General features: G+C 45.0%; 14 protein-coding genes and 2 tRNA genes. 2 read left to right on the top strand and 14 right to left on the bottom strand.

What is annotated here, in order from left to right; genetic code table 11:
* Window positions 1-105: 105 nt before the first annotated feature.
* The 5 genes from hpt to spoIIE all read right to left on the bottom strand — a co-directional run bounded on the left by hpt (window position 106) and on the right by spoIIE (window position 6,360).
* The gene (gene hpt, locus ACJA3J_RS00440; RefSeq protein ID WP_115824762.1) at window positions 106-645 is read right to left on the bottom strand and encodes a hypoxanthine phosphoribosyltransferase; all 540 of its coding nucleotides are present in this window, start codon (window positions 643-645) and stop codon (window positions 106-108) included.
* An 11-nt stretch (window positions 646-656) separates the two neighbouring features.
* Window positions 657-2,051 (bottom strand): tRNA lysidine(34) synthetase TilS, encoded by a 1,395-nt coding sequence (gene tilS / locus ACJA3J_RS00435; protein ID WP_115895228.1) that lies wholly within the window; start codon window positions 2,049-2,051, stop codon window positions 657-659.
* Between the two features lie 158 nt (window positions 2,052-2,209).
* Window positions 2,210-3,130, bottom strand: a complete 921-nt coding sequence (locus tag ACJA3J_RS00430) for a protein kinase domain-containing protein (protein WP_406945258.1) — start codon at window positions 3,128-3,130, stop codon at window positions 2,210-2,212.
* A complete protein-coding gene (locus ACJA3J_RS00425; protein ID WP_406945257.1) occupies window positions 3,111-3,848 on the bottom strand; it encodes a VWA domain-containing protein in 738 nt (245 codons plus the stop codon). The genes ACJA3J_RS00430 and ACJA3J_RS00425 overlap by 20 nt, the downstream gene beginning before the upstream one ends.
* A gap of 64 nt (window positions 3,849-3,912) precedes the next feature.
* The gene (spoIIE, locus tag ACJA3J_RS00420; RefSeq protein ID WP_089654585.1) at window positions 3,913-6,360 is read right to left on the bottom strand and encodes a stage II sporulation protein E; all 2,448 of its coding nucleotides are present in this window, start codon (window positions 6,358-6,360) and stop codon (window positions 3,913-3,915) included.
* 277 nt (window positions 6,361-6,637) lie between these two features.
* Here spoIIE and ACJA3J_RS00415 point away from each other — a divergent pair.
* Together ACJA3J_RS00415 and ACJA3J_RS00410 are read left to right on the top strand one after the other, a co-directional pair.
* A tRNA-Met gene (locus tag ACJA3J_RS00415) sits at window positions 6,638-6,714 on the top strand.
* A gap of 23 nt (window positions 6,715-6,737) precedes the next feature.
* A tRNA-Glu gene (locus ACJA3J_RS00410) sits at window positions 6,738-6,809 on the top strand.
* A gap of 745 nt (window positions 6,810-7,554) precedes the next feature.
* On the opposite strand, the gene ACJA3J_RS00405 is transcribed toward ACJA3J_RS00410, so the two are convergent.
* The 9 genes from ACJA3J_RS00405 to mfd all read right to left on the bottom strand — a co-directional run bounded on the left by ACJA3J_RS00405 (window position 7,555) and on the right by mfd (window position 17,502).
* Window positions 7,555-7,941: a S1 domain-containing RNA-binding protein gene (locus ACJA3J_RS00405; protein ID WP_089654586.1), complete on the bottom strand. Its 387-nt coding sequence runs from the start codon at window positions 7,939-7,941 to the stop codon at window positions 7,555-7,557.
* 78 nt (window positions 7,942-8,019) lie between these two features.
* Window positions 8,020-8,403 (bottom strand): septum formation initiator family protein, encoded by a 384-nt coding sequence (locus tag ACJA3J_RS00400; protein ID WP_089654587.1) that lies wholly within the window; start codon window positions 8,401-8,403, stop codon window positions 8,020-8,022.
* Between the two features lie 15 nt (window positions 8,404-8,418).
* Window positions 8,419-9,006 carry a spore cortex biosynthesis protein YabQ gene (gene yabQ / locus ACJA3J_RS00395; protein ID WP_406945256.1) on the bottom strand — a complete coding sequence of 196 codons (588 nt, stop codon included), beginning with the start codon at window positions 9,004-9,006 and terminating at the stop codon, window positions 8,419-8,421.
* Entirely contained in the window at window positions 9,003-9,308 is a 306-nt protein-coding gene (gene yabP / locus ACJA3J_RS00390) for a sporulation protein YabP (RefSeq protein WP_089654589.1), read from the bottom strand. Before yabP ends, yabQ begins: the two co-directional genes overlap by 4 nt.
* A gap of 276 nt (window positions 9,309-9,584) precedes the next feature.
* Window positions 9,585-9,848 carry an RNA-binding S4 domain-containing protein gene (locus ACJA3J_RS00385; RefSeq protein ID WP_089654590.1) on the bottom strand — a complete coding sequence of 88 codons (264 nt, stop codon included), beginning with the start codon at window positions 9,846-9,848 and terminating at the stop codon, window positions 9,585-9,587.
* 3 nt (window positions 9,849-9,851) lie between these two features.
* Complete coding sequence (mazG, locus tag ACJA3J_RS00380) at window positions 9,852-11,318, bottom strand: nucleoside triphosphate pyrophosphohydrolase (protein WP_406945255.1); 1,467 nt, start codon at window positions 11,316-11,318, stop codon at window positions 9,852-9,854.
* The gene (locus ACJA3J_RS00375; RefSeq protein ID WP_406945254.1) at window positions 11,315-12,901 is read right to left on the bottom strand and encodes an oligosaccharide flippase family protein; all 1,587 of its coding nucleotides are present in this window, start codon (window positions 12,899-12,901) and stop codon (window positions 11,315-11,317) included. The genes mazG and ACJA3J_RS00375 overlap by 4 nt, the downstream gene beginning before the upstream one ends.
* 93 nt (window positions 12,902-12,994) lie before the next feature.
* Window positions 12,995-13,531, bottom strand: a complete 537-nt coding sequence (spoVT, locus tag ACJA3J_RS00370; RefSeq protein ID WP_089654593.1) for a stage V sporulation protein T — start codon at window positions 13,529-13,531, stop codon at window positions 12,995-12,997.
* Window positions 13,532-13,965: 434 nt separating this feature from the next.
* Complete coding sequence (gene mfd / locus ACJA3J_RS00365) at window positions 13,966-17,502, bottom strand: transcription-repair coupling factor (RefSeq protein WP_115895149.1); 3,537 nt, start codon at window positions 17,500-17,502, stop codon at window positions 13,966-13,968.
* Window positions 17,503-17,523: the final 21 nt, after the last annotated feature.

Below are 17,523 nucleotides of genomic sequence, written 5' to 3'. Positions count from 1 at the left end.
CCCAAACGAGAAAAACTATAGTAAATACTACCATACCAAAAACGGCCGACACAACTAATTACCCTTGACATGGACACTTTCAAACTTGCCATCGCAGGTTGACCCTCAGCCTCCATAAACCTCAGGCTTCAAGACTCCGACGTACGGAAGATTACGATACTTTTCTTCATAGTCTAAGCCATACCCTACAACGAATTCATCAGGAACTTCGAACCCGACTGTATCTGCTTTGATATCCGCGCTTCGTCCTGTCGGTTTATCAAGCAGTGTAACGATTTTGATCGACTTAGCTTTACGGTACTTGAACAAGTCGACAAGATAGGCAAGTGTTCGACCACTATCGATAATATCTTCAATGATCAAAATGTCTCGACCCTCAACCTTCGTATCAAGGTCTTTAACAATTTTGACTTCTCCTGAAGATTCCATACCTCCGTGATAGCTGGAAACATCCATGAAATCCATTTCCAAATGAGTTTCCATGCGTTTCAGTAAATCAGTCATAAACGGAAGGGCGCCTTTCAGTACCCCGATCGCCAAAGGAAAACGATCCTCATATTCTTTCGAAAGTTCCGCTCCCAGCTCTTTACACTTCGCCTGAATTTCCTCTTCAGAAATCAAGACCTTTTCAATTTCGTTATGCATGATTGCTCCTCCTACGTGTCTGCTTTGTTTTTATAATGTAACCGAAGCCATGGACCTGATGAAAGGCTGGTACGCTCCCCGCCTTTTTTCAAACCGACGACCCAAAGAATCTTTCCTGCTTGATCTGTAACGATCGGCCAGGTAGGGCGCAGACGGGCCGGGATCTTTTGGTCGATAAAAATATCTTTTACTTTTTTCGATCCGTTCATCCCTCTCAGACGCATTCGGTCCCCCTCCTGCCTCGTGCGGACGACAAGAGGAAGATTTACGTGATGCGAATCACATAGGTACGTATGAGCATCTTCTGTTCCGTCCCCGCTGAACCAATCCGCCCTGATTTGCGACCCATCAGGAAGTTGAAGCTCCTCTCCCATTTCGAGAATGTAGGAGTACCCTTTCCATTCTTGTTCTTTCGAAAAAGAAAAGGAGATGTCATCATAGGCACGGATGATTTTTAACCCTTCCGGAAAGTCCAGGGAAGCATTCGGTTTTTCATCATTCAAAAGGTTCATGAACATTTCTTCATGCAAGTAAGAAATGTCTTCGTTTTGGTTCACATACAGATAGTTCAATATTAGATGAAAGGCTGTCCTTTGTAAAGCAAGCGGGAATGTTTTGAAAGTTTGTTTTGATAATTGTACGAATTTCTCAACATTTGAAGAAAAATGGACAGTTTCCAAGACTTTTTGGGCCTGCTCATTTATGTATGACCTTTCTTCTCTAGCTCTCTCGCTCCACACCTGCATATGCTTATGAAATTGCGGATTGCTCTCTTTCATAAAAGGCAAGAGGTACTGCCTAACCGCATTCCGAGTGTACTCGGTTTCCTCATTGGATGGATCCATCCTTACCTTTAAGGCTCGATCTTCCAGATAAGAAGCGATTTGGTCTTTAGAGGCTGTAAGGAATGGACGAATGATTCTTCCGCAAGCAAAACGTCTTGTGGCGGGCATCCCCTGAACCGCTTCCGGTCGTGCACTGCGCATAAGCTGCATCAGAATTGTTTCTGCCTGATCGTCACCGTGATGCCCCATAGCGAGAGCATCCGCTTCATAGGCATACATCATCTTTTCAAAAAACGCATACCTCAATTCCCTGGCCGCTTCCTGCGTGCCTTTCCCCGTATCTTTCTTATACGCCTGGACATCCACAGAGGTTCCGACAAATTCGACTCCCCATTCTTCGCACATCGTCTCAACAAAACGAAGATCTGCTTGAGATTCTTCTCCTCTTAATTGATGATCGACAGAAAGGGCAATCAAATGAAGGGAAAGCTTTTCTTTCATCGCACAAAGAAAATGCAAAAGAGCGACCGAATCCGGCCCTCCGGACACAGCGACCAATATGGTCTCATGCGGCTGGATCATATGGTGTTTCGAGATGAAAGTATGGACAGCATGATCCATCAGGTGTTTTCCCCCTGTCTCTGTCTGTATATCTCTTCCTATCGTATCACTATTCGTAAGCACTTCAAAAGATAAGCTTCCATTTCCTCGTTATTTTTATAAAGGAGACGACATCCCCTCCCCTATCCACCTGTTCTCATCTTCACAAGGTGGTCTGATTAGAAGAAGAAACTTACAATCGACACCGCAAAAAACACCCCCGATGCCACCGTTAAAGCAGCAAGTTCGACATTCTCAGATTTTTTATTGTGCACACGCCTCTGACGGGACGAAGCCGGTGGGCTTTTGCGTTTCATCAGTACACCGGAAAGGTGGTCTTTCATTTGTGTCGCATTTTGTATATTCCCTTTCCAACATTGTTGAATCACCCGTCTATAGGGTTTCAGGATCGGTGATGAAGCCAGTTTATTTTCCAGCGTCTTTTGAGGGTGACTCCCTTTTTCAAACCTCTTCGGGTGGCCCATTTCCATTATGATCATCGTGACGGCAAATAAATCATACGTCGGTTCTGCTTTTCGAGAGCCCATGTTCCAATAGCCCCGATCATAAAATTCAGTGTATTCTTTAATGGCACGACCTATAGCCGTTACTCCGCCCACATCGATCCAACGGACTTTTGAACCGGATACTAACAAGTTGTCTGTCTTCAAATCACCGAATACAAATCCCGCTTTGTGAAGATTCTCAAGGTCCGCGAGTAATTGGATAGCTAGAATGCCGATCCAATCCTTCGTCTTCCCTTTCAAAAATTCTGTCACGGGGGTTCCTTCTACGTATTCCATCACATAAAAAGGGTGCGTCCGGCCAGACACATCCACCCAATCATCCACATCAAAAAAAGAAGGCCCAAGTTTCACCCCTTGGACCTTACTGAATTTTTTGAGCATATTCACTTCCAACATCATTCGCGAACTATCTTCCCCAAGCTTAAGGGCATACGTATCCCCTTGATGGGAACGGCATAAAAAAACAGTTCCGCAGGCTCCAGCACCCACTTTTTTGATGATGGTATAAGTACAACCGCTCCATTTACCGGTTACTCGACTTCCAGGGGATAAGTCAAAAACCTGTTTCTTCATATGGACCTTCCTCATTTCTCAACCGCTCATCGAGAGGTTTCCCTGCAAACGCATAAAGTGCCTCTTTCAACGCAGGTCCCGTTGGCGTGTATCCTCCACTGTTTAATTTGGAAAAGATCCCATGTATTTCACCCAATTCCGGTGTCCAACCCACCATTTTCGTAATGGTTTTCTTCGGATCCGGGAAGGCATATACACTGAATTGGTTAGATCCTGATCTCGCATTCAAGCTAAGGGACAAATCGAAAAGAGCCTCCTTCACGGTCGGCAGCTTATGGTGCATACTTGCACTTGTATCCACGAGCACAAGCACCTCAAGGTCGCAGCTCTCTCCGAGTTCGTCCACCACTTCAACCACTTCTCCCCGCTGCTCTGGAGGAAGTTCTTCAATGGTCTGTTTTTTCCCTAAGATCTCTTGTAATTCTTTATTAACAACCCCTTGAATCGTCTGGGTCATGGCTTGTCTCGTCACCATTTGCACGGTTTGGGACAAACTTTTCTGATATACAATTTGACTGACGCCTCCACCTGCCTCAGCAATCGATTCTACTTCTTCAAGCCCTTGTGGGTTGCCACTTTGCCGATCGTCAAGAACGCCAATCACATTGACCGTTATTCCCTGATTCCTCGCAAGCGCTGCGACGACGACAGGGTCTTCTCCATGGTTCGAGCATCCATCCGTCAATAAAAGAATCTGCTTTAATCGGCCTGGTTTCATTGTGCATATCCCTCCTGATTCGTTGCTTCCATCATCGCCGAAAAGGAGAAATTCTATACTACAATCAGGCCTCTTTTTTCACCGAAGGAATCGACGTCCACTCCGGCATATAACGATCAATCCGCGCTACGATAATCGTCATATCATCCATGATCGTTCCAGATTGGGTCCGTATCACCTCTTCTAATAAAAGATCAGCCATCGCTTGGGGATCTTCATCTGATATTTCCCTGATCTTCCGCTTAAGCCACATGTCTACATTACCGATTTGCTTCGGACCTTCCAAAATCCCGTCGCTCATCATGATGAGGAAATCTCCTGCCTTCAATTGTTCACTCCTCATATCCACGTCGACATCCGGGATGATTCCCATCGGCAGGTTTCCGGCCTCGACGGTGAAAATTTTATCGCCTCGTTTTATATAGCTCGGCGTGCTGCCGACCTTAATGAACTTGGACGTCGCCTGATGCAGGTCAATCACCGCTAAGTCCAACGTTGAAAAAATTTCATCGTTCGTCCGTAAAGACAATATGGAATTAATCGACTGAATGGCTACGGACTCCTGGATGCCCGATTGAAGAATCTGTTTCAACAGCCTCAGCGTTTCCATACTTTCCTCATGAGCACGTTCCCCGTTACCCATTCCATCACTGATCGCTAATGCATATTTCCCCCTTCCTAACTCCATCATTGTAAAGCTGTCTCCTGAAACGAATCCCCCTCCTTTAGCGGCGTGTGCAACTCCCGATTCAATTGAATAATGCTTCGCTGATCCAAATGATAAATAACACCTTCCGTTTGGATATGGAGAGATTTCTTCCATTGTGACAACAATGGTTTCTCCCAGAATATCCGAAAGGACAGGTGCAATGATTTTCGCTCCTTCCCCTCTATAATTATCAATCTCAACAATTAATTCGAGATCCATGTTTCCCGCATCCAAGGAATAGATTTCTAATTTTTGAATGACCATCCCCATTCGTTCAAGTGCATGGTAGATCACCTGTTCTTTATGCTCATGGTGCTCACGCTCTTTCACAATTTCCTTTGCAAAATTATTCATCACATCAGATACGCCCTGGAGCTGCTCGGCTACAAACTTCCGGCTTTCGTGCACCTGGCGCTTCAATTCTTTGTTGGCATGATAAAAAGACAATTCATGATTCATCGTATCAATCAACTTTTGCGGTTTGACGCAATGCTGATCGACGTTCTTTCGCATGACACGGCTGGGCTCCCCTCTTTCATCCAATTCATGCATAAGATCGGTCATTAAGTTATGGGTGTCGTCGAATTGATTGACCCAACATTTTTCTTTCTTAAAACATGATTGGCAGGTTTTTTCCGTGACATGACTTAAAAAATAGTCCACTTCCTCTGCTTCCCCGTTATCCTCCTTTGGAGACTCTAAATGAGTAAAACTTTTTGATAAAGCCTGAAAAACGTCCGAAAACTTCCCGACCCTGACAGCCGTGACGTCTCGCACTTTTTGTAAGTATTTTTGCTGTTCCGAATGGTGTTCATCCGTCCCCGGAACATATCGTGATAATTGCTTGACCCACGAATTCGGGGTCAGCATAAACAAAACCACCGCACAGGCCGAAGCCCACAGCGAAGATGGAAGATCAGCTCCACTGCTCACATAGAAACCAATCAATAAAGTACCGACGATGAGTCCTACGCTCACCCCGGCCTTTTTCCCTTCTTTTAATAACCCCCCTAATAAGCCTGAGAAAGCGAGCAGGCTCATTTGATAGATATGATCCATATTGGATAGGCTTAAAACCAGTCCGGTCACTACACCGACCGTTGATCCAATCGCAGCCCCGGCAGTATAGGCCATCAAAATAACTAAGTATCGAGCAAAAATATCGACGACGGCAACGCCCTGTACCTGCCAGCCGATCATTCCCGTTAAAACAGAGGCCAATAATATGATTAAACAAACAATTTCTTCATTTGTTAACGATGGTTGATATCTTTGTGGTGTTAAAAGCGGAATGCTTTGCATAAAGATGAGTACAAGGATAAAAGCTAGTACTCCTTCCGCCACCATCAAAGTAAGTTCGTAGAGCTGCCAACGATCCAGCAGAGCGAGACTCACGGTTCTCGGAATCAAGCTTGCCATCAACGCGATCATCGGCAGCCATTTCTGGGGGTGACTTGTTTTGCGCAATGCCAGACTTAAGAGCAAAAAAGTCGTCGACGCCCCTACAATAAAACCCGCATGACCGTAGCTGTATGTAGAAGCCCCGGCGGCCATCATAATTGTGACGGGTATGACAAGCGGGCGCTTTAGCCACCAGATCACCGCTAAAAATGCTACGCCAAAAGGGGCCATGGACGATAGAATGATGGCTCGTCCTAATAATAACGCCAGCACCATGTGGAAAACCCCTTTGTTTGCCATAAAGGAAAACGTACCGAATGAAGCCTTTTGTAACCCTCTCACGATCCCGGATCCTCTGACGGCCGATGGACGACTTTCTCGTTTTGATACAGTTCCTAACATTTTCATCACTCCTTCTTTGTGAAACCTATTAAACCACACCCAGAACAAGCATTTTGTCAAAACAACAGGAGAGCAGAAACAAAAACTTCGATGGTTTTCACAAGAAGAAAGGTCGTTTCTACAAAATCTCCCCAACCGCATCCCTCTACGTTCCAAAAATCTTCCTCATTCCCTAGCGAAATAGACAGAGTTATCTGATATTTTTATTTCTTGTTGACAGTTTATTTATCATGGTGTAATATATTTTTTGTGCTTCCGAGAGAGCATTCAATTAAATGGCGGTGTAGCTCAGCTGGCTAGAGCGTACGGTTCATACCCGTGAGGTCGGGGGTTCGATCCCCTCCGCCGCTACCATTATTTTTTTTGCCATACATATTGGCCCGTTGGTCAAGTGGTTAAGACACCGCCCTTTCACGGCGGTAACACGGGTTCGAATCCCGTACGGGTCATCAGAAACATTCTTGTCCTAAAAAAGTCGCGTCTCTATATAGAGACGCGACTTTTTTTATTTACTTTACTTATTCAGCTAAATGGCAGGATTTTTGAAGAATTGATTTCGAGACTTCTGTGAGAGTTTAGGGACTCCGGGAAAAGGTTCGCTTTCCGTGGGCGAGTGATGAGCCTCCTCGAGCTAACGCTCTGCGGGGTCTCATCTACCACGCACTTCCCACAGGAGTCTCACCGTTTCCCTCCGCCCCCTTTGCCATATGAGGTTCTCGAAATCCCTCTACTAGTAACCTGCCGAGCTCTGTAATACAGCCCTGTTCACCTACGCCGTTATAGTATCGTTTTAATCATAGATCCTTCACGAATAAGGCATGGGAACAGGGTCTGGGAAACGTCCGCATGAAAAGCGAATGGGGGCACGAACGTGGGTGTTTTTCTACTGACTGATTCAAAGCACTGCAAATCGTCGTTTCCCTGACCCCGTATCCATGGTCAGGAACTATCATTAATTATTTCAACTAGCCAAGGCTTCCTTTAACGATGCGCGGTATGTGCACCTTGCACTCCCGCGGAAAGCGAGTCGTCCCCCGCAGCCCCAACCCACCGCACAAATATCTCGAAGCTGAGTCTTTAAGAATAAGAAGTTATAGTGGAGGAAATGATGGCATACAAAAAAGCAGATCCGTTATGGATCTGCTTTTTATTTATGAAGACGTGCACCTTTTACTCATTGTCCTAGACAGCAAGCTATCCTCTTTTAGCACCTCGACCTCCACGTTTGGATTCCGTGTGCTTCTTCAGTGATGCCAGTCGCTCGTCACTATCCTTGATAAATCGGTTCATTTTCTGTTCGAATGATTCAGCCGGCTTACGAGGTTTCTGTGGGCGACGACCGTAATTCTCTTTTGCTTTCTTAATGGAAAGACCAATCTTCCCATCATCTCCGACATTAATGACTTTCACATCCACCTGGTCTCCCTGGCTTAAGTGCTCATTAATGTCCTTTACGTAGTTATCGGCAACTTCACTAATGTGAACCAACCCCGTCTTACCATCTGGAAGCTCGACGAACGCTCCGAAATTAGTGATACCCGTTACCTTACCCTGCAGCTTGCTGCCTACTTCAATTGACATAAAAAAAATGCTCCTCCTTAAATTTTCGATAAAAAAATTATCCTTCTTATATATTATATATAAGCTTTGAAAAGAGTGTCAATATGACGGGTCCTCATTAGGCATTTTAAATATAATTTCTCCTTCTTTTGAGAAGAAATAGTTCGTCCGCGCAATCTGCAGCACATACTCTTCATCCTTAAGAAGTTCAATTTCCTGCTCTAAACCTTTTTCCTCTTTTTTCAAAGCGGTCATCTCTTGTTGCAACTGTTCGTATTTCTCCTGCTTATCTGCATACAAAGACTGTTGTTTCATAGAATAAAACACCATGGAGCCAGCAACGATCGACACTAACAGGGCAAACATAACGAGACGGCGGACTAATCGCTTTTTCTTACGTTGGTGTCTGTCCATATAGGCATCGTAGTGCTTCATGTATGTAGAATCCAGACGTGCCACAGACTCCGTTTGTCTCTTTGCCATGAAAGTAGGCCTCCTTTACTTCTTGATTCGTTTCATCCAATTGTTCATTGTATTCTTCATTTTATCCAGAAACCCTGCTAAATCCCTTAAGTAATTTTTCATGTTTTTCGGCAAGAGTCGCCAAATGATTCGAAAAATTACCCGGATCGGATAAAATACGACAAGAAACAATATAATGGTACCCTTTAAAAGTATCTTATAAACGCCAAGAAGTAAAGAAATTATAAGGAAAATGATGGATTTCGAGGGTATAAAAATTAAATAATACACGGTCTTTTTCAAAAAACGGAAAACAGCCATGCTGATCCGTATCCACATTTCAAGTGTTTTTAAGTAAAGGTTCTGAAACATCGCACGATACGCGGCAAAGCCACAAACGATCGCTACGAAAACATAAACCCGCAGCTCTCCATAATTAGCGAGGTACAACAAATAGAAGAGAAAAGAGGCTTGAAGGAGCCAAAAGCCCAGTTGATAAATGATTTCAAGCCAGCCCCTCTTTCTTTTTCCGAAAAAGCGCTCAAACGTATCCAGTGAAGCGCCGACAAACACCCCTCCCCCAATCATGGCAAGAATCGTTATGAACTGAGTAGTAAGGGTCATTTGAACAGCTTGCTAAACAGGCCTTTAGCTTTCTCCCCTTGATGCTCGTCCAAGTAGGTCATTTCATACATTTTCCCTTTGATCGATACGACTCCAGAATCCAAGTCCAGGTTTTTCATTTGCAGGTTTTGTCCACGGACAACAAGATACCCCATCGATGTCTGGAGGAGGAATTCTTCACTATCGAAACTATCCACCTCTTTCACACCTGAGATTTCTATATTTCTTCTATTCCATACTTTCACATTATGTTCCACTGGTTGCTGACTGCGTATCCCTTGATTCTTTTCATAACCTTCCATCTCATCACAGCCCCCTTCTCTAGTACAAGCTATGAGAAAAAAGAAGAGATTAGAACTCTAGAATGCGGAAGCGCCTGGGGGCAGCCCCGACAACCATAAATTACAATTACCAACCAATGTGTACCGTGTCTGGCACCGACTAAAAGCTTTTCAGTGCCAGGCCCCTTTTATACACGGGCGGTGCCTGGCACCAATGAGAGCTACGCCAGGGTCAGGCATATAAAAGAAATACAGAAAAGCAGAAAAAACCACTGCCTAAGCTGGCAGTGGTTTTTGTCAGGATTGATTGACAGGCTCTTCTTTTTTGATTTCATAAAGAGTCGCCGCTTCATTTTTCGTGACATTCTCTTTTAATGATTTCACTTCAATCGTCAGCACTTTCTGCCCGAATTGAATCGTCAGTTCATCCCCGACCGCTACATTACTTGCCGCTTTACTTTGAGCACCATTGATGCTGATGCGCCCTTGATCTGCTACTTCTTTCGCCAGCGTACGTCTTTTGATTAAACGGGAGATTTTCAAAAATTTATCCAAACGCATGTGTCATTCCGCTCCTTTATGTTTTGCTTTCGCTTTTACCCACAATTCCTCTAATGAATCTAAATCATAATCTTTTAATTGGCGTCCTTCTGCGAGGGCATCCTTTTCCATGGATGAAAGACGGGTCCTGAATTTACGGTTCGTCCGCTGAAGCGCATTTTCACTACTGATCTTGTAGTGCCTTGCAAGATTAGCGATCGCAAACAGCCAATCTCCGAATTCTTTTTCCATCTCTTCACGGTCTCCGGAGTCACGTGCTTCCTTAAATTCCTGCCACTCTTCTTCCACTTTTTCAATGACAGGAGCAACGGTCTCCCAGTCGAATCCCACTTTAGCCGCTTTTTTCTGCAACTCTTCCGCTTGAAGGAGGGCGGGGAAACTTTCGGGAACCGAATCAAGAATGGAAGCAGACTGTTCCCCTTTTTCCTCTGCTTTAATGGCCTCCCAGTTGGTAACCACTTCATCTGAGGAATCCACTGTGATCTCACCGAACACATGAGGATGCCTGCGAATCATTTTTTCCGTTATGGATACTATTACGTCGTCGATTGTAAAATATCCTTCATCTTCCCCAATTTGGCTGTGCAGCATGACTTGAAGCAGCACATCGCCAAGCTCTTCTATCATATGGTCGTCGTCCATACGGTTGACAGCATCAATAAACTCATACGCTTCTTCAATCATGTATTTCCTTAGTGATTCGTGCGTCTGTTTGCGATCCCAAGGACAGCCTTCCGGACTCCTCAAAATCTTGATGACTTCTCTCAGGCGGAAGAATTGGTGATTGAGAGCCTCTTTTTTAACAGGCGGGATATAAACACTCGTTAAATTATTCACTTCCACACGGCGGTCCAGCTCTTCCAGAGGGACCGTCGTAATCTTTTCATGTTGACTTCCTGCAGCTGTGACTATGGTTACAGGATAATCGGCCGGTAAATCTTCCAGCAATGTCAATTTCACTTCCGATGCGACTAAAGAATCGTATACCTGGCAGAGGATGAGATGGTTCAAAAACTGAAGCTCTTCTCGTTTCAAATCTGTAGCGTCTACAAATTGAAACCCCTCAATCGGGTCAATTTCAAGTGCGGTGAACGTGGCATCAAGAAAACTTTGGCCGCCTTTGATATCAAGGGAAACTTCTCCTCTGTCCCTCGCTTGAATCAGCAATTGAACCGTTCGTTCAGCAAGCATAGGATGCCCAGGTACGACATAGGTTAAATCCTGTCCACCGGAAAAGGTAAGGAGACGGGAGACGATTTCTGTGTACACATCTCCAAATTGATCATGGGATTCATATACGGAATCAAAACTTTCAAATGTGATCCCTTCTTTTTGCAATGCTTGAATGACTGGGTGGTCAAGAGTTCGTGCATAGAAATGGGGTTGGTTTTGTGTTAATTCACGGTAGATCCCGAGCGGAAGCTGCTCTAAATCCGCAGCCCCAAGTCCGATGATTGTTATGGTGTTCATTGATCCATTCCTTTCGGCGAAAGTTTCCATACGACCTTACGAAAAGGTATGACATGTAATTCTTCATTTGTGAAGCTGCCCGTTCTCAGGAGAAGGACGGCATAAACCAAAGCACCAAATCCTGTGACAGACAACGTATATAGGAACAAAGGTAATCTTGCATCTAAGTCAAAAACCAGAAAGGCAAGCATTTTAGCCAGCCATAGTCCGAACAACATTCCTAAAAGAGAGATTAGGATCCCTTTCCAGGGGAGGCTGGTCCATTTTTCCCAAGGAACTTCATGTCTTAAGGTTACGATATTTCCGATCAAAACAAAAGCGACAGCCATCACTGAGGCGATTGCTGCTCCGTGTAAATCCAAAAAAGGAATCAAGAGCGTATTTCCAGCCCATTTAACGATCAGCCCCCCTGCAATCATCATGGCTGTTTGTTTCATATAACCAAGTCCCTGCAAAATGGAAGAGAGCGTAATAGACAGGGAACTGCCAAGGATGACGAGCATCAGAATTCTTAATGCACTCGTTCCTTGATCGTCCTGGAAAAAGGATTGATTGATGGCGGGAAATAAGAAAATCAGCCCCGCCGTCGCTCCAACACAAAGGAAGACAGTCATTTTCACGGCGCTCACCACTGACTTTTTCACTTTACCAGGATTCTGATTCATTCTTGATCTAGTGACAGAAGGAATGAGCGCGAGAGCAAGTGAAGAAGCAAGAACCGTCCCTAATTGAATAAGGGGCTGCCCCCTGTCGAATACCCCTTTCCACATACGCGCATCTTCAAGCACTATCCCTGCTTTTTGAAGATTCGGGACCAATGTCAAGGCATCAACGAGCTGCAAAGATAAAAGCAGCATGTAGTTTAAACAAATAAGGATGCCGTGCAGAAAAATTGTCCGTTTGTATGAAACGTGCTTGTCCCACCTGCGCCATGTCCACATGTCCCCCTTTTTCATCAACCAATAAAAAAGAACGGAGAACGCAGCGACTGCACCTGCTATTGAACCTAGTGACGCCCCTCTTCCTATTGTATAAACATCTGTTCCCCGCATGACCAAAACAGCAGAACCTATAATGATTCCGACCCTGAAGACTTGTTCGATGATTTGTGATACAGCTGTAGGGCCCATATCATTTTGTCCTTGGAACACGCCTCGGACGACCGAAACAAAAGGAACAAGCAGGAAGACAGAAAATGCCGTCTTTAGTGAAGCTGTTAATTTTTCATCCCCCATGACAGAAGAAATCCACGGGGAAGATAGAAATCCAGCAGCAAAAATCAATCCAGATGCCATCATCACCCACCAGAAAACAGGTAGGTAAAACGACGGGATGGATAAAGGGGATGATTCATCGTCGATATCAGAAACGATTTTTGAAATGGCTGCTGGAAACCCATACAAGGCAAGGATCAGAGCGATGCCGAGAATGGGATACACTTGTTGGTAGACATAAAAGCCAAGATCTCCGGTTAAGTTTTGAAGCGGGACTCGATATCCCGCACTGATCACCTTACTGATCAATCCGGCTAGTGTTAGAATGAATGCTCCTTGTAAAACAGAGCGTGAACGTAATTTGGTCATTTTGGACCCTTTCTAATTTATATGTATTCAGAACATTCATTATATCATAGGAAAAGGTCAGACCCCGTACCCGCCCGGATCTGACCTTACTTGCTACTCCATTTGTTTGGCTAAAAAACTAGCGGCTGTCTGTACAGCTTTACTGACCCCGTCTTCCAATGGAGAACCTTCTTTGTTGAAGGCGACGACGCAGCCGATGGGATCTCCTTGCGCAATGATAGGATAAATAAGATATGATATCACATCTTCTTCCTGACCCCGAGTCAATTCAACCGGCTCCGGATGCTTCTCAAAAGACATTGTTCTAGAATCCATGACTTCTTCAATCTTAGACCCGATCGATCGGTTCATATAATCCTTTTTCGCACTTCCCGCCACAGCTATATACTCATCACGATCGCAAATCAACACAGGAGCTTCTAAAGACTCACTGAGCGCTTCTGCGTACTCTTTTGCAAAATCACCCAACTCGCTGATAGGTGAATACTTTTTAAGTATGACTTCACCTTCACGGTCTACAAAAATCTCTAAAGGATCACCTTCACGGATCCTCAGCGTACGGCGGATCTCTTTCGGGATAACAACACGTCCTAAATCATCAATACGGCGTACAATACCAGTTGCTTTCATTCTTTATGCTGCCTCCTTTTCTGTGATGACTGCCTATCTATACCTGTTGAAGCGCAAGCAGAACAAGCGGGTGATTAAAGATAGTATGATACAGCAATAAAAACCTATACACCCTTTGGATGGATTTTTTCATAAAAAATGTAAACACCGGATGTGGAGGCGACTGATTAGACACGACAAGCATAAGTCAAAACACGCTCGATCATCCACCTACGAAGCGGACTGATACCCTCTCCATTGCTTTTCCCTGTACCAGGTACGTCAAAGTAAAAAGCTGTACCTGGTACAGGAAAATAAAAGCATGGTACCAGGTATGACATTCTTCCACATCTGTACCTGGCACAGGCCGACATGGACCTTGTACCAGTTATGAATGCTGAATTTAATTGAATAGATTAGAAAAACCTCACCCCTATGCAGGGGTGAGGTAACAATCAAGCGGTTGATACTTCTCTCATCATTTCAGGCAGTTTACTGATAAACTCTTCAACAAGTTCATATCGTTTAAATTCTGTCTTACGGTCCCATGTAAAGGTCACTTTCAACCGGGAATCTTCCGTTCCCAGTTGAACCATACGGCCATATTTATTAGCAAATTCGAACAGTTTGGTTCCATCAATTTGCTGACTTTGCTCGGCTTCCATCAACATTTCGATTTTCTTTTTCTTCTCTGTCACGTTCTCAATTCTTGAGCGTTTTGCCTGCAGACGAATAGAGGAAACGCGGAATAAGTTATCAACCTCTTGCGGATAGTCCCCGAAGCGGTCAATCAATTCATCTCGCAAGTCATGGATATCCTCGACCGTTTCAATCGCCTGGAACACTTTGTACATGTCGATTTTCTGCTTTTCATCAGCGATGTATTCATCCGGAATATACGCATCCAGCATCATATCAAGCTCCGGTTGGAATGGCTGTACATTCTCCGGTTCTTTTCCTTGTCTTTTCGCTTCGATGGCGTCTTTCAGCATCTGTGAATACATATCGAATCCGACAGAGTCGATATATCCGTGCTGCTGGGCTCCGAGAAGGTTTCCCGCTCCCCGGATGGACAAATCACGCATAGCGATTTTAAATCCAGATCCGAGTTCCGTGAATTCCTTAATGGCCTGCAATCGTTTCTCGGCAACTTCTGTGAGCACTTTATCCTTTTGATAAGTAAAGTACGCATACGCCACTCGATTCGACCTTCCGACACGACCACGCAGTTGATACAGCTGACTTAATCCCATACGATCGGCATCATAAACGATCAGTGTGTTCACATTCGGAATATCGACACCCGTTTCAATGATTGTCGTACTGACGAGCACATCAAATTCACCTTCAAGGAAGGAGAACATAACATTCTCAAGCTCGGTCTCATTCATCTGTCCATGGGCAGAAGTGACTCTCGCCTCAGGTACGAGTTCAGCAATTTGCTGAGCCATCCGTTCAATGTTTTCCACACGATTGAACAGGAAAAATACCTGTCCACCCCGGGCCATCTCCCGTTCCACCGCTTCCCGAAGGAATATCGGATTGTATTCAAGCACATACGTCTGAATAGGAAAACGGTTGGCAGGAGGTGTTTCGATGACAGACAAGTCCCTCACCCCAAGCATGGACATGTGTAACGTTCTCGGGATCGGGGTCGCCGTCAACGTCAGCACATCCACATTGTTTTTCAACTGCTTGATCTTCTCTTTGTGTTTAACTCCGAAGCGCTGTTCTTCATCGACAATCAACAATCCTAAGTCCTTGAACTGCATATCTTTGGATAAAATCCGGTGTGTCCCTACGACCACATCGACAAGGCCTTTCCTCAGACGATCTGTTGTTTCCTTCTGCTGCTTTTTCGTACGGAAGCGGCTCATAAGACCAATGTTAATCCCAAAACCTTGGAAGCGCTCTTGAAGGGTCTCATAGTGCTGCTGAGCAAGAATCGTCGTAGGGACAAGCAAAGCCACCTGTTTCCCATCGACAATTGCTTTGAAAGCGGCACGAATCGCGACTTCTGTCTTCCCATAACCAACGTCTCCACAAAGCAGACGATCCATTGGACGCACACGTTCCATATCCGATTTGATTTCTTCGATACAACGGATTTGATCTTCCGTTTCTTCGTATGGGAAGGCCGCTTCAAAGTCTTTTTGCATTTCTCCATCTTCACTGAAGGCAAATCCTTTGGAAGCTTCGCGTTCGGCATAGAGTTGAATCAAATCATCGGCAATATCTTCTACCGAGGATTGGACTCGGCTCTTCACCTTTTTCCACTCACTGCCGCCAAGCTTATAAACTTTCGGCTCTTTCCCTTCCGAACCCACGTATTTTTGAATCAGATCGATTTGGTCGATCGGCACATACAACTTGTCATTTCCAGAATAATTGACCATAAGAAAATCTTTATGGTTTCCGCCCATTTTCAGCGTTTCAATTCCTAAATATTTCCCGATTCCGTGGCTGGCGTGGACGACATAATCGCCGACCTTCAATTCCTGATAATTTTTAATCCGCTCAGCATTCGACATTTTTTGTTTACGTTTCGGTTTAGCGGTCCTTTTTTTGAACAGCTCATTTTCGGTCATGACCGCAAGCTTATGCATCGGCCATTCGAACCCATGACTGATGTTGCCTGTGATAATGGTCGGTTTCACCAATGGAAGCTGGACGTCTCCTTCCGCAATAACCGCTTCCATATCATAGTCACGAAGCACACCTTCGATCTTGGACTTCCGATTTTCATCGGGAGCTAGAATTACGACAGAGTAATCCTGCTTTTCCCAGCGATCCATTTCATTTTTTAATAAATTCATCTGCCCGTGGAATTGCTGCATCTGACGACTCGAGATATTCACGATATTCTGTGGCTGCGTATTAGGGATATGCCTCATAAAAACAGACAGATAGAGACGAGGATGCTCGATCTTCATCCAGGCATCCTGCCAGTCGAATGATAGATGAAGCTCTCGTACGGTCTGGTTAGCTTCCAGCATACTGTTGTGCCATTCTGCTTCTTCCTGGTCGAGACGATTGGCCGTTTCCTGGATCCGGCTCATTTCATCCAGAATGACAAGACCCGTTTCGGGCAGGTAGTCTAGTAGACTTACAGGTTCTTCATAGAAGTATCCAATGTACTTATAAATTTCCTGGAAATGCTCTTTGGCTTTCAAAAGATCCAAATCATGCTCGACTACTTGAGCGAGCGTCTCTTTCGCATCCTGTTTGGTCAGTTTCTTCAAGGAATGGCTCAGGGCGTTCTCCAGGCGATCATGGGCTCTGGCAAAATCTTCATCCTTGAGCAGCAGTTCCGTTGCCGGACCGATTTGGATCGCATCTAGTTTGTCATGAGAGCGTTGCGTCTCGGAATCAAACGTTCGTATTGAATCCACTTCAGTGTCGAACAACTCAATCCGATACGGAAACTCAGCGGTCAGTGGATACACATCCATGATTCCACCGCGCAGAGAGAACTCCCCTGGTGTGGCCACCATCTCTGTACGGTCATACCCCATGTTCACCAAGCGTTCTAAGTATTCGTCGAGGTTGATTTCTTCCCCAACACGAAAAGGGAGCTGACTCTGCTCCCAGTAAGATTTCGGTGGCATCATTCGTTTTAGTGCTGCCACAGGCGCAATCAGAATCCCTTTTTCCTGAGACAGCCACTGACTTAATGCGTCGATCCGCTGACTTCTCAGTTCAGGGCTCGCAACAGCGATCTCCGATGCGATCAGTTCATTGACCGGATAAAGGTGAACATGTTCGGCATCGGTCAATTCTTGCATATCCTCATACAATTGTTGCGCTTGAATCAGTTGATGAGTCACGATGATGACCGGTCGTTCCAAGGACTCTTGAAGCATGGAAACCATTAAACTTCTTGAAGCCCCGGACAATCCGGCCACCATCTGTTCTTTCATCCCCGATTTAAAGCCTTCGACAACAGAATGAACATCATCCTGCGGAAATAAATAATCCTTAATACCTTGCATAACGAATTCCTCCACCACCCA

Origin of the sequence: Halobacillus sp. SY10, assembly GCF_045401165.1 — a bacterium.
Lineage (GTDB): Bacteria > Bacillota > Bacilli > Bacillales > Halobacillaceae > Halobacillus > Halobacillus aidingensis.
Note: the sequence above shows the minus strand (reverse complement) of the source record. Positions and strands in the feature narration are given on the sequence as shown.

What these genes read in the sequence shown, in the direction of transcription:
- hpt (WP_115824762.1), bottom strand. Translation starts at nt 645, where the DNA reads ATGCATAACGAAATTGAAAAGGTCTTGATTTCTGAAGAGGAAATTCAG.
- tilS (WP_115895228.1), bottom strand. Translation starts at nt 2,051, where the DNA reads ATGGATCATGCTGTCCATACTTTCATCTCGAAACACCATATGATCCAG.
- ACJA3J_RS00430 (WP_406945258.1), bottom strand. Translation starts at nt 3,130, where the DNA reads ATGAAGAAACAGGTTTTTGACTTATCCCCTGGAAGTCGAGTAACCGGT.
- ACJA3J_RS00425 (WP_406945257.1), bottom strand. Translation starts at nt 3,848, where the DNA reads ATGAAACCAGGCCGATTAAAGCAGATTCTTTTATTGACGGATGGATGC.
- spoIIE (WP_089654585.1), bottom strand. Translation starts at nt 6,360, where the DNA reads ATGTTAGGAACTGTATCAAAACGAGAAAGTCGTCCATCGGCCGTCAGA.
- ACJA3J_RS00405 (WP_089654586.1), bottom strand. Translation starts at nt 7,941, where the DNA reads ATGTCAATTGAAGTAGGCAGCAAGCTGCAGGGTAAGGTAACGGGTATC.
- ACJA3J_RS00400 (WP_089654587.1), bottom strand. Translation starts at nt 8,403, where the DNA reads ATGGCAAAGAGACAAACGGAGTCTGTGGCACGTCTGGATTCTACATAC.
- yabQ (WP_406945256.1), bottom strand. Translation starts at nt 9,006, where the DNA reads ATGACCCTTACTACTCAGTTCATAACGATTCTTGCCATGATTGGGGGA.
- yabP (WP_089654589.1), bottom strand. Translation starts at nt 9,308, where the DNA reads ATGGAAGGTTATGAAAAGAATCAAGGGATACGCAGTCAGCAACCAGTG.
- ACJA3J_RS00385 (WP_089654590.1), bottom strand. Translation starts at nt 9,848, where the DNA reads ATGCGTTTGGATAAATTTTTGAAAATCTCCCGTTTAATCAAAAGACGT.
- mazG (WP_406945255.1), bottom strand. Translation starts at nt 11,318, where the DNA reads ATGAACACCATAACAATCATCGGACTTGGGGCTGCGGATTTAGAGCAG.
- ACJA3J_RS00375 (WP_406945254.1), bottom strand. Translation starts at nt 12,901, where the DNA reads ATGACCAAATTACGTTCACGCTCTGTTTTACAAGGAGCATTCATTCTA.
- spoVT (WP_089654593.1), bottom strand. Translation starts at nt 13,531, where the DNA reads ATGAAAGCAACTGGTATTGTACGCCGTATTGATGATTTAGGACGTGTT.
- mfd (WP_115895149.1), bottom strand. Translation starts at nt 17,502, where the DNA reads ATGCAAGGTATTAAGGATTATTTATTTCCGCAGGATGATGTTCATTCT.